At 72.3% G+C, this 12,728-nt stretch carries 8 protein-coding genes and 1 pseudogene; all 9 read left to right on the top strand.

Features of this window, described 5'->3' with window-relative positions:
* Window positions 1-237, top strand: a 237-nt coding sequence (locus tag ABZ471_RS19745) for an alpha-glucosidase C-terminal domain-containing protein (RefSeq protein ID WP_359068054.1), incomplete at its 5' end; no start/stop codon positions are given.
* Window positions 238-330: 93 nt separating this feature from the next.
* Entirely contained in the window at window positions 331-1,746 is a 1,416-nt protein-coding gene (locus tag ABZ471_RS19750; protein ID WP_359068055.1) for a maltokinase, read from the top strand.
* Window positions 1,743-4,112 carry a 1,4-alpha-glucan branching enzyme gene (gene glgB, locus ABZ471_RS19755; protein WP_359068056.1) on the top strand — a complete coding sequence of 790 codons (2,370 nt, stop codon included), beginning with the start codon at window positions 1,743-1,745 and terminating at the stop codon, window positions 4,110-4,112. The genes ABZ471_RS19750 and glgB overlap by 4 nt, the downstream gene beginning before the upstream one ends.
* A 92-nt stretch (window positions 4,113-4,204) precedes the next feature.
* Complete coding sequence (locus tag ABZ471_RS19760) at window positions 4,205-5,293, top strand: glutamate--cysteine ligase (protein ID WP_359068057.1); 1,089 nt, start codon at window positions 4,205-4,207, stop codon at window positions 5,291-5,293.
* Between the two features lie 191 nt (window positions 5,294-5,484).
* Window positions 5,485-7,389, top strand: a complete 1,905-nt coding sequence (locus ABZ471_RS19765) for an AMP-dependent synthetase/ligase (protein WP_359068058.1) — start codon at window positions 5,485-5,487, stop codon at window positions 7,387-7,389.
* A 144-nt stretch (window positions 7,390-7,533) separates the two neighbouring features.
* The gene (locus tag ABZ471_RS19770; protein WP_359068059.1) at window positions 7,534-7,968 is read left to right on the top strand and encodes an ATP-binding protein; all 435 of its coding nucleotides are present in this window, start codon (window positions 7,534-7,536) and stop codon (window positions 7,966-7,968) included.
* Between the two features lie 217 nt (window positions 7,969-8,185).
* Window positions 8,186-9,562: an NAD(P)/FAD-dependent oxidoreductase gene (locus tag ABZ471_RS19775; RefSeq protein WP_359068060.1), complete on the top strand. Its 1,377-nt coding sequence runs from the start codon at window positions 8,186-8,188 to the stop codon at window positions 9,560-9,562.
* Window positions 9,563-9,677: 115 nt separating this feature from the next.
* A pseudogene (locus tag ABZ471_RS19780) lies at window positions 9,678-11,958 on the top strand (FUSC family protein).
* A 258-nt stretch (window positions 11,959-12,216) separates the two neighbouring features.
* Window positions 12,217-12,672: a cyclic nucleotide-binding domain-containing protein gene (locus ABZ471_RS19785; RefSeq protein WP_359068061.1), complete on the top strand. Its 456-nt coding sequence runs from the start codon at window positions 12,217-12,219 to the stop codon at window positions 12,670-12,672.
* Window positions 12,673-12,728 lie beyond the last annotated feature (56 nt).

The following is a 12,728-nucleotide window of genomic DNA, read 5'->3' on the forward strand; positions in this document are numbered from 1 at the left end:
TCCAACCCCGCGGTGATCGCCTTCCTGCGCGAGTACGAGGACGACCTGGTGCTGTGCGTGCACAACTTCTCACGGTTCGCGCAGCCCACCGAGCTGGACCTGAGGCGGTTCGGCGGGCGGCATCCGGTCGAGTTGTTCGGCGGGGTGCGGTTCCCCGCGATCGGCGAGCTACCGTACCTGCTGACCCTCGCGGGGCACGGCTTCTACTGGTTCCGGCTGCGCCGGGACGCAGCGTAGTCCGGCCGAGTGGGACGGCGGCCGGTTTCCGCCGTCCCACCCGGGGCACGCATCAGTCACACCCCGACGACCCGGGGAAAGGACGTGACGCCCATGGCGGATACAGTCACCCCTTCCGGCACCACTCCCACTTCCGGTCACCTCCTCGCCTCGCTCGCGCCCCTGTTGCGTGAGTGGCTGCCCAGACAGCGCTGGTTCGCGGGCAAGGGCCGCCCGGTCACCGGGTTCACGCCGGTGGCGTTCACCGAACTGCTCCCCGCGGACGGCCGGGTGGGGCTCCACCACCTGATCCTGCGCGTCCACCAGCCGCCCGTGCCGGGCGCCCCGTCGCACCCCGGCGACTGCTACCAGCTGCTGATAGGCGTGCGCGAGGCGCTGCCACCCCGGCTGGCGCCCGCGCTCATCGGACATGTGGAGCAGGGCCCGCTCGCCGGCCGCACGGTGTACGAGGCCCTGTACGACCCCCGGCCCGCCGGCGTGCTCCTGGAGGCCCTGCGCACCCGGGCCCGCGTCGGCGGGCTCCGTTTCGAACGGGACCAGCGCCAGGAGATCCGGGAGGGACTCGTGGCCCGGCTGCTGACCGCCGAGCAGTCCAACTCGTCCGTCGTCTACGGCGATACGTTCATCCTGAAGCTGTTGCGCCGGGTGGTCCCCGGCGTCAATCCCGACCTGGAGATCCCTCTCGCCCTGGCCCGCGAGGGCTGCGCCCGGGTGCCCGCGCCGACGGCCTGGCTCCATGCCGAGCTGGAGGCGGACGCGTATGTGCTGGCCGTCCTCCAGCCGTTCGTGAGCGGCGCGGCCGACGGCTGGGAGCTGGCGCTGCGCGAGCTGGCCAAGGGCGAGGACTTCGTCGCCGAGGCCCGGACGCTGGGCCGGGCCACCGCCGAGGTGCACACCGCCCTCGCCCGCGCCCTGCCGACCGTCACCCTGGGCCAGGCCCAGCTGCGGCTGCTGGTGGACGGCATGAGCGAGCGGCTGACGGCGGCCGTCCAGGCGGTGCCGGCGCTGCGGCCCTACGAGCGGGGGTTGCGCTCCGCCTTCGAGGCACTGGACGGCCTGGCCGCCGAGGGGCGCACCTGGACCGCCCAGCGCATCCACGGCGACCTGCATCTCGGCCAGTGTCTGCGCTCGCCGTCGGGCTCGTGGTCGCTGATCGACTTCGAGGGCGAGCCGGCCCGGCCGCTGGCCGAGCGGCGCATGCCGCAGCCTCCGGTACGGGACATCGCCGGGATGCTGCGCTCCTTCGACTATGCCGCCCACTCGGCGAGCCCGCCCGCGCCGCAGTGGGCGCACCGGTGCCGGGCCGCGTACTGCCGCGGGTACGCGGAGGTGGCCGGCCGCGACCCGCGCACCGATCCGGTGCTGCTGCGGGCCTACGAGACCGACAAGGCCGTCTACGAAGTCGTCTACGAGGCCCGCCACCGCCCCGACTGGCTGCCCGTACCCCTCTCGGCGGTCCGCCGCCTCGCCACGTCCGACCCGACCCTCGCCCGGGAGACCCGTCCGTGACGTCCAAGAAGTCAGCCACCCCGAAGAACAAGTCCGGCAAGAGCAAGACCGAGAACAAGAGCAAGACCGAGAAGAAGGCCGTGCCCGTGCAGAAGGCCGCGCAGAAGGCCGTGCCCAAGACCGGTCCCGCTGGGATCCCGGGCGCCCGTACACCCGAACCACCGGCCCAGGACCGTCCCCTGGAGGTCGCCGTCTCCCCCGCGGTCGACGCCGGCGACCGCGAGCGGCTGCTGCACGGCACCCATCACGACCCGCACGCCGTCCTCGGTGCCCACCCGGTCCCCGGCGGCGTCGCCTTCCGTGCCTTCCGCCCCCACGCGCAGACGGTCACCGTGGTCTCCGGCGACCTGCGGGCGGACCTGCACGACGACGGCGACGGCTTCTTCTCCGGGCTGCTCCCGCTGACCGGCGTACCCGCCCACCGCCTGCTCGTGACGTACGACGGCACCGTGTACGAGACCGAGGACGCCTACCGTTTCCTGCCCACGCTCGGCGAGCTGGACCTGCACCTGATCGGCGAGGGCCGGCACGAGCAGCTCTGGCGGGTGCTGGGCGCGCACGTGACGTCCCACCAGGGCGTGACCGGCACCCGGTTCGCGGTGTGGGCGCCGAACGCCCGGGGGGTGCGGGTCGCGGGGAGCTTCAACTTCTGGGACGCGACCGGGTCTCCGATGCGCTCGCTCGGCTCCTCCGGGGTGTGGGAGCTGTTCGTGCCGGGCATCGGTGAGGGCGAGCTGTACAAGTTCGAGATCACCCGCCCGGACGGCTCGCGCACCCTGCGCGCCGACCCGCTGGCCCGCCGCACCGAGGTCCCGCCCGCCACGTCCTCGATCGTGCACGCCTCGCACCACGAGTGGGGCGACGCGGAGTGGATGGCCCACCGGGGCGACACCCCCGTCCACGAGGCCCCCCTCTCGGTGTACGAGGTCCACCTGGCCTCCTGGCGCCCCGGTCTGACGTACCGGCAGCTGGCCGAACAACTCCCCGCGTACGTCAAGGAGATGGGCTTCACCCATGTGGAGTTGATGCCGGTCGCCGAGCACCCCTTCGGCGGCTCCTGGGGCTACCAGGTCACCGGCTTCTACGCGCCGACGGCGCGCCTCGGCACCCCGGACGACTTCAGGTACCTGGTCGACCGGCTGCATCAGGCCGGCATCGGCGTCCTGATGGACTGGGTGCCGGCCCACTTCCCGCGGGACGAGTGGGCGCTGGCCGAGTTCGACGGGCGCCCGCTGTACGAGCACCACGACCCGCTGCGGGCCGCCCACCCCGACTGGGGCACCCTGGAGTTCGACTTCGGCCGCCGGGAGGTGCGCAACTTCCTGGTGGCGAACGCCGTGTACTGGTGCGAGGAGTTCCACATCGACGGGCTCCGCGTGGACGCCGTGGCCTCCATGCTCTACCTCGACTACTCGCGCGAATCCGGGCAGTGGACGCCGAACGAGTCCGGCGGCCGGGAGAACCTGGACGCGGTCGCCTTCCTGCAGGAGATGAACGCCACCGTCTACCGGCGCTGCCCGGGCGTGGTGACCATCGCCGAGGAGTCCACCGCCTGGGACGGCGTCACCCGGCCCACCCACCACAAGGGCCCGAGCGGCTTCGGCGGGCTCGGCTTCGGACTGAAGTGGAACATGGGCTGGATGCACGACTCGCTCCAGTACATGAGCCACGACCCCGTCCACCGCAAGTACCACCACAACGAGATGACCTTCTCGATGGTGTACGCCTACAGCGAGAACTACGTGCTGCCCATCTCGCACGACGAGGTCGTGCACGGCAAGCGGTCGCTCGTCTCGAAGATGCCCGGCGACTGGTGGCAGCAGCGGGCGAACCACCGGGCCTACCTCGGCTTCATGTGGGCCCACCCGGGCAAGCAACTCCTCTTCATGGGGCAGGAGTTCGCGCAGGGCGCCGAATGGTCCGAGACGCACGGTCCCGAGTGGTGGCTGCTGGACGCGGACTACTGCTCCGCCGGCGATCATCGGGGCGTGCAGGATCTCGTCCGGGACCTGAACACGCGGTACCGGGCCACTCCGGCGCTGTGGCAGCGGGACACGGATCCGGGCGGTTTCCGGTGGGTGCTGTGTGACGCGGCGGACGACAATGTCCTCGCGTTCCTACGGTTCGGCACCGGGGGATCCCCCGTACTGGCGGTGTCGAACTTCTCGCCCGCCGTCCGTGCCGACTACCGCCTCTGGGTTCCCGACGACGTTCCCGCCTGGCAGGAGGCGCTGAACACGGACGATGCGCGCTACGGCGGCAGCGGTGTCGGCGTCGGCGCTCCGGGAGCGCTCAAGCCCGAGGACGGGTTCCTCCGGCTCACGCTGCCGCCGCTCGCCACTGTCTGGTTGACGCCCGTGCCCTGAACTCGCAGGTGTCGGCCGCCCTCCCCGAGGGGCAGTCAGGGTCGTACAGACCTACGACTGCTCCTCGTCACACGAACAGAAGGGCGGCCCGCGTGCGCACTGTCGGAGTGGAGGAGGAACTCCTTCTGGTCGACCCGGACAGCGGGGAGCCGATGGCCCGGGCCGCCGCCGTCCTCGACCGTGCCGCCCAGGACGATCCCGGACAGGACGTGTTCCAGAAGGAACTGTTCGGGCAGATGCTGGAGTTCGCCACGCATCCGCAAGGGGACATGGCGGAGCTCGGCGCCGAGATCGTGCGCTGCCGCAAGGAGGCGGCCCGGCTCGCCGGCGAGATCGGCTGCGCGGTCGCCTCGCTGGCCACCTGCCCACTGCCGGTCACCCCCGCGCTCAGTGCGCACGAGCGGTACGAGTGGATAGCCGGGCGCTACGGGACCGCCACCCAGGACCAGCTCGTGTGCGGCTGCCACGTGCATGTGTCCGTGGAGTCCGACGAGGAGGGGGTGGCCGTCCTCGACCGGCTCCGGCCGTGGCTTCCGGTGCTCTGCGCGCTCAGCGCCAACTCGCCGTTCTGGCAGGGCCGGGACACCGGATACGTGAGTTTCCGCAGCCGGGTGTGGACCCGCTGGCCGTCGGCGGGGCCGACCGAGCTGTTCGGCTCGGCCGAGCGCTACCGCCACCGGGTCAAGGACATGGTGGCAACCGAGGTCATCCTCGACGAGGCGATGGCGTACTTCGACGCACGCCTGTCCGCCACCTACCCGACGGTGGAGATCCGGGCGGCGGACGTGTGCCTGCGCGCGGACACCGCCGTCCTCGTCGCCACGTTGGCCCGCGCCCTGGTGGAGACGGCGGCACGCGACTGGCGGGCCGACCGGCCGCCGCTCGACCACAGCGTGAGCATGCTCAGGCTGGCCTCCTGGCAGGCCGCCCGCTCCGGTCTGGACGAGGACCTGCTCGACCCCGCGACCATGCGGCCCCGGCCCGCCGGGCAGGTGCTGCGCTCCCTGCTGGAGCACACCGGGGACGCGGTCACGGACAGCGGTGACGCGGCCTTCGTCGAGGAGGCCGTGGCCACGTTGCTGCGCCGGGGCAACGGCGCCCACGAGCAGCGTTCGCTCATGGAGCGCACGGGCAGCCTGCGGGACGTCGTCACCGAGTGTGTGCGCCGCACCCAGGACTGAGGGGCGGCCCGGCGGGGCGGCCCGGGGCTCGCGTCGTCCCCTCCCCCGGGCCCTCCGCCACGCTCAGATCATCAGCCGATCACGACTTCTCCGTTCCCGGCACCGATCGCGCTTCCCTGAGCTACATTCGAGCACCGCCGACAGCAGAGCCGATCGGCGGAGTCACCCTCCGTACACCCCGGGAGCAGCGCATGCGCGACGTCGCCCTCGCTCCAGCAGCCGTACCGCCGATGACGGGCGGGCTTGCCGACAGCGTCTTCGAGACCGCGGACCGGACACCGACCCTGCCCGTCCTCGCCCGGCGCACCGACGCGGCGCCCGGCGTGTGGGAGGAGGTGACGGCGGTCGAGCTGCGGGACGAAGTGGTCGACCTGGCCAAGGGTCTGATCGCCGCGGGGATCTCCCCGGGCCACCGGGTGGCTCTGATGGCCAGGACCCGTTACGAGTGGACGGTCTTCGCACACGCGCTGTGGACCGTGGGCGCGGAGGTCGTTCCGATCCACCCGACGTCCTCGCGGGACCAGGTGGAGTGGATCCTGCGGGACGCCGGCTGCGTGGCCGTCGCGGTGGAGGACGAGCAGGGGGTCATGACCGTCGGCACCGTGTGCGCGGGGCTGCCCCGGCTCCAGCACGTCTGGCAACTGGACGCCGGCGCGGTGTCCCGGCTGGCCGAGCAGGGTGCGGTCGTCCCGCTGACCACGGTGGAGTCGCTGCGCCGGATCGTGCTGCCGGACTCGACGGCGGCCGTCGCCTACACCTCGGGCACCTCCGGCCGTCCGCTGGGTTGCGCGCTGAGCCACCGTGGCCTGGCCTACCCGTGCGACGTCCTGCTCGCCGGCTGGGGGCACACCGCGGCGCTCCCGGGCGAACAGCCGTCCGTGCTGGCCTTCCTGCCCTTCTCCCATGTGTACGGGCTCATGATCCAGGTGATCTGCCTGCGCGGCGGGGTCCTGCTGGCGCACGAGCCGGAGATGACCGAGGCGGCCCTCGCCTCGGCGCTGCGCACGTTCCGGCCGACGTACCTGTACGGCGTGCCGTCGGTGTTCGAGAAGCTGTACAAGACCTTCCTGCGGACTGCCCAGCAGGCGGGCCGGGGCGCGCTGTTCGAGCGGGCGGCGCAGACCGCGCGGGACTTCGCCGAGGCCGAGGAGCGCCGGCGACTGGGCCTGGGGCCGGGGCCCGGGCTCGACCTACGGCTGCAGCACGCCCTGTACGAACGGACGGTGTACCGCAGACTGCGGGCAGCGCTCGGCGGGCGCGTCCTGCGGGGCACCTCGGGCGGCTCGTCGCTCAGCCGGGAGCTGTCCCTGTTCTACGAGGGCATCGGTCTGTACATCCACGACGGTTACGGGCTGACGGAGACTTCCGGCGGAATCACGATGCAGCCGCTGGGGAGACAGAAGTCCGGGACCGTGGGACGGCCGCTGCCGGGCACCGAGGTCCAGGTCGCCGACGACGGGGAGATCCTGGTGAGCGGCCCGTCGGTGTTCCAGGGGTACGTCAGCGACGAGGCAGGCACCCGGGCCGCACTGCGCGGCGGCTGGCTCGCCACCGGGGACATCGGGCAGCTGGACTCCGAGGGGTATCTGACGATCACCGGCCGCAAGAAGGACGTGATCGTCACCAGCAGCGGGGGGCATGTGGCGCCCGCCCCGCTGGAGCAGCGGCTGCGCCTGCATCCGCTGGTGCACCAGGCGGTGGTCGTCGGCGACGACCGGCCGTGCGTGGGCGCCCTGATCACCCTGGACCCGGACTTCCTCACGCACTGGCGGGGCGGCCTGGCCCTGCAGGGCGACTCACCGGGCCGGGAGGCCCGCGAGGAGAACGCGCTCAGGGAGGAGATCGCGCGGGCCGTCGCCACGGCCAACAGCGCGGTGTCCCGCGCGGAGTCCATCAGGGTCTACCGTGTCCTCCAAGAACCGTTCGCCCCGGGCAACGGGCTGCTGACGCCGTCCATGAAGCTGCGCCGGGACGCCATAGCGCGGCACTACGCCGCGGAGATCGACGCGATGTACGAGGCCCGTTCCCGCGCGGTGCGGCGGCCGGGTTTCGAGGAACCGGCCGACTGGGACGAGTCGGACAACGTCTTCCGCTAGGAGGCGCCCGTACGGACAGCGGCGGCCGCGTGGACGGGTAACCCGGCCCGGTCGGGGAACCCGCAGAGGTGGAGTGATCAGCAACGACGACCGCCCTGGCCGGAAGGGGCCGCGACCCCGGCCGTACGGGGCCGGGAATGCGAGATGGCGACAGAGCGGCGTGGGGACGGCACACCTCCCTCGGAGGAGAGATACGAGCGCGCCTTCTCCTTCCCGGGCGAGCTGCCCAACGTCACGGGGGCGAGGCTCGCCGCGGAAGAGTTTCTGTCCTGCCTCGCGCAGGACGCGCCGCCCGGCACGCCCGAGTACTGGGACGACATCCTGCTGGTCGTCACGGAACTGGCGGCCAATGCCGTCCAGTACGCCCCCGGACCCTTCGGCCTGCGGATGCGCCGCACCTTCGACGGGGTGCACGTGATGATGCACGACACCAGCACGACCCGGCCCGCGCCGCGGCCCTTCCGGCCCACTGCGGGCGGCGGCGGCATCGGCTGGCACCTCGTGCACACGCTGGGCAGCCAGGTGAGCGTCGTGGTCCACGATCAGGGCAAGGACATCCACGTGTTCCTGCCCTGGTGAGCATCGCGCCGAGGACCTGCCGTCCGGTTGTGCGACGTGTATCTGTGCGAGTTCCGGATACTCCGGCCTCGACGGGGGCATGCTGGTGGCCACGCGTTCGTCTGCCTGCCGCACCCAGCTGGCGGGACGGCTCGGGGCACGGTGGGATCGATGTGGCCGCAGCGATCCACGGCATGCGAACGACGTCGAGTCGGACCGCCCGGAGCCGCAGAGAGGGATGAACACCGTGACACGACCCAGGATCCTGGTGGTCGGCGCAGGCTTCGCCGGAGTCGAGTGCGTCCGCCGTCTGGAGCGCAGACTCGCCCCCGACGAGGCCGACGTCACCCTGGTGACGCCGTTCGCCTACCAGCTCTACCTCCCCCTGCTGCCCCAGGTCGCCTCCGGCGTGCTGACGCCGCAGTCGATCGCCGTCTCGCTGCGCCGCAGCAAGAAGTACCGCACCCGGATCCTCCCGGGCGGCGCGATCGGCGTGGACCTGAAGTCCAAGGTCTGCGTCGTGCGCACCATCACCGACCACGTCGTCAACGAGCGGTACGACTACATCGTGCTGGCGCCGGGCAGCGTGACCCGCACCTTCGACATCCCGGGGCTCACCGACCACGCCTTCGGGATGAAGTCCCTCGCCGAGGCCGCCTACATCCGCGACCACGTCATCACGCAGCTGGACCTCGCGGACGCCAGCGACGACCCGGCCGAGCAGGCCTCGCGGCTCCAGTTCGTGGTCGTCGGCGGCGGTTACGCGGGCACCGAGACCGCGGCCTGTCTGCAGCGGCTCACGCACGCGGCCGTCCAGCGCTATCCGCGCCTCGACCCGAACCTGATCAAGTGGCACCTCATCGACATCGCGCCCAGGCTCATGCCGGAGCTGGGCGACAAGCTCGGCCGCAGCGCGCAGGAGATCCTCAAGCGGCGCGGCGTCGACGTCTCGCTGGGCGTGTCGATCGACAAGGCGGGCCCCGAGGAAGTCACCTTCACCGACGGCCGGGTGGTGCCGACCCGCACCCTGATCTGGACGGCCGGCGTGGTCGCCAGCCCGCTGATCGGCACGCTCGGCGCGGACACGGTCCGCGGCCGGCTCGCGGTCACCGCCGAGATGACCCTGCCCGGCCAGGACGGCGTGTTCGCGCTCGGTGACGCCGCCGCCGTGCCCGACATGGCCAAGGACGAGGAGAACGCGGTCTGCCCGCCCACCGCGCAGCACGCCATGCGCCAGGGCCGGAAGGTCGCCGACAACGTCATCGCGACCCTGCGCAACGAGCCCCTCCAGCCGTACGTGCACAAGGACTTGGGGCTCGTCGTCGACCTCGGCGGCAAGGACGCCGTGTCCAAGCCGCTGGGCATCGAGCTGCGGGGCGTCCCCGCGCAGGCGGTGGCCCGCGGCTATCACTGGTCGGCGCTGCGCACCAACGTCGCCAAGACCCGTGTCATGACCAACTGGCTGCTGAACGCGGTCGCCGGCGACGACTTCGTACGCACCGGATTCCAGGCCCGCAAGGCCGCGCGGCTGAAGGACTTCGAGTACACGGACTCCTACCTGACCCCGGAACAGGTCCGCGCCCAGGTGGAGAGCGGGGCCACCGAGCGTCCCTGACGCCTGCACGCCGACGCGCTCGTCGCCCGGGTGCGGGGCCGAAGGCAGGTGGTCCGGGCGTTCGTGCCATGCTGGGGCGGAGATCAAGTTCTGGCACGGGAGAGAGCGCGGCGGCGTGAGGGCAGCGGTTCGGTCGGGGCGGGTACGGCTGCGGGACCGGATCGCGGCGTCCGATCCCGGGCTGATCAGACTCACCGCGGGCCTGCGCACGGTGACCGCGATCGCCCTCACCCTCGCCGTGCTGGCCCTGCTGCTGGTTCCGGTCCCGCAGCTGGTCGCGGGCGCCATCGCGGCAATGGCCGCGACTTTCGCCATCCGGGAGAAGCAGCGCTCCCAGCAGGCCCTCACCCTCGCCCTCGGCCTGCCCGTGGCGCTCGCCTCGGTGACGCTGGGCACGCTGCTGAACCAACGGGTCGTCGTGGGCGACGCGTTCTTCGTCGTCCTCATCTTCGGTGCCGTCTACAGCCGCAGGTTCGGCGACCGCGGCACTGCACTGGGCCTGATCGGCTTCCAGATCTACTTCCTCTCCCTGTTCGTGCAGGCGACCACGTCCGCGCTGCCCGCCCTGTACGGCGTGATCACCGTGGCGTTCGCGTGCAGCGCAGCCGCCCGCTTCGTCCTGCTGCCCGAGACCCCGGCGGGCACCCTGGACCGGCTGCGCCGGGCCTTCCGCGCCCGGCTCGGGCAGCTGATCGCCGCCCAGATCGAGCTGCTGGACGCCGGCCCCCACGAGGTCGAGAAGGTCGTGGAGGACCTGCGCACCGGCACCGCCCGGCTGCACGAGGCAGCGCTGATGATCCAGGGCCGGCTGGAGGACGGCAGCACCGACGAGGCGACGGCGAGGCTGCTCCAGCGCCGCATCGCCGACGCCGAGATCGCCGCCGAGCGGCTCGGTCTGCTGCTGCTCACCGCACGCAGCGCCGAGCGGACGGACACCCTGACCCTGCACCTGCCCGGAGCGCCCCTGCCCTCCGGCGGCGAGCTGCCGGTACGGGACGAGGCGACGGCCGTGCTGTGCCGGGACCTGGAGGCGCTGCGCCTGCTCGTGCTGCGGCCGGTCGGCGAGGCCCCGGGGGCGGCGCCGGCGCAGGTGCGCAACCGGCTGCTCGGCTACCGCGAGGAGGAGAACCTGCCCCGGGCCTCCCCGGCCGTGCAGGACGTCTTCCGGGGCCTCGGCGAGGCGGCACGGGCCGTGCTCGGGCTGCGGATCGCCCTGGACGGGCCGCAGGACGAGTCCGACGACACACCGGCGACGGCCCGCTCGCGCGAGGAGCTGGACGCCGAGGACGTCGCCATCGAGATCAGCGAGGAGGAGAAGCCCGAGGAGCCGGAGCCGACCGGGCTCGGGCGGCCCACCACCCGGGCGGCCGTGCAGGTGGCCGTCGGTTCCTCCCTCGCGATCGCGGGCGGTGAGCTGCTGTCCAGCCAGCGCTGGTACTGGGCGGTGCTGACCTGCTGGATCGTGTTCATCAACACCGCGTCCACCGGCGAGATCCTGGTGAAGGGCTACCGGCGGCTGGTCGGCACGGTCCTCGGCGTGGTGGCCGGCATCGCACTCGCCGGGCTGGTCGGGCAGCACACCTGGACGGCGTTCGGGCTGGTGCTGCTGTTCGTCTTCGCGATGTTCTACACCGCCCCCCTGTCCTACACGCTGATGTCGTTCTTCGTGACGGCGATGCTGGGGCTGCTGTACACGCTGCTGAACAGCTACAGCGCGTCGGTGCTGCTGCTGCGCGTGGAGGAGACGGCGCTGGGCGCGGCCTGCGGGGTGATCGCGGCGGCGGTGGTGCTGCCGATCCACACCGACCGGCGTACCAACGACCTCCTGGTCGCCGTCCTCGACGAGCTGGCCGACGTCACCCGCGCCGCCATGGATCAGCTGAGCGGCGAGGCGGCGACCGACCTGGTGGACAAGGCGCGCGACCTGGACCAGGCACTGGCCGACCTGCGCGCCGCCACCCAGCCGCTGATGCATCCGATCACCCCGCTGCGGGCCCGCCGGGACATCGCCCGCTACGTGGTGGCACTGCTGGAGACGTGCGCGTATCACGCGCGTTCGCTCGCGGCCACCGCCGAGCTGCTGCCGACGCACCCGTCGATAGCGGCGGATCCCCGGCTGCGTACCGCGGGCCGGCGGATCGTGCACAACATCGCGGCGATCGCCGCGCACGTGGCGGACCCCCGCTCGGAGGGACCGGATCGAAACCGGCCCCAGCATCGCGTCGATGCTGGCGCCGGGCACGCTGCGCACCCCGCGCTACGGCCGGGTGACCGATCGGGTGCTCCGGCATCTGCAGCGGCTCGACGAGGCGGTGTCGGGCCTGGCCCGGCCGCTCGGCGTACCCCGTCCGGACGAGTCGACCGCGGCTTCGGCCGAAGTGAAGCAGGTCACGTGAACCGCACTCGATGAGGCGAATTCGCGCCAGATGGTTTAGCATTCATCCATAAGTGGTGACGGAGTCGACCGCCAGGGTCCTCCCTCTCCACCGCATACGGCCCTGGCTGGTCTCCCCCGTCCAGCCAGGGCTTTTTACTGTCTTCTGGGCACTTCACCGGCAGAAAGCCGCCTCCTTCGAGGTGCCCGGGACGGCGGCAGCGGCTGAAATGGGCTTGGGGAAAACACCCGAACCGCCGCCGGCGAGGAGTCCCGGGCCATGACCAAAGCGATAAAACTGCTGACCGCCCTGCCGCAGGCCCAGCGCGAGCGGCTGATGGAACTGGCCAAGGAGGTCTCCTTCCCGGAGGACACCCGGATCTTCGAGGCGGGCGGCACAGCCGACCGCTTCTGGGTGATCCGCTCGGGCGCGGTCCACCTGGACCAGGAGGTCACCTCGCGGCAGCGGGTCGCGGTGGCCACGCTGGGCGCGGGCGACATGCTCGGCTGGTCCTGGCTGTTCCCGCCGTACGCGTGGGACTTCGGCGCGGTGGCCTTCAGCAATGTGCGGGCCTACGAGTTCGACGGGCCCTCGGTGCTCGCCCTGTGCGTGGAGGACCCGCTGCTCGGGCTGTCGCTGGTGCGCACGGTCGCCGAGATCCTCGCGCACCGCCTGGAGACGACCCGCGGCAAGCTGATGGACCAGTACACGACACGCCGCCGCGGACCGCTGTAGCCGGGAGCGAGAGGGCCGGTCGTGGCGCAGGACCGGCCGCGGCCCTCAGACCCGGC

Source organism: Streptomyces sp. NPDC005728 (assembly GCF_040630895.1).
Lineage (GTDB): Bacteria > Actinomycetota > Actinomycetes > Streptomycetales > Streptomycetaceae > Streptomyces.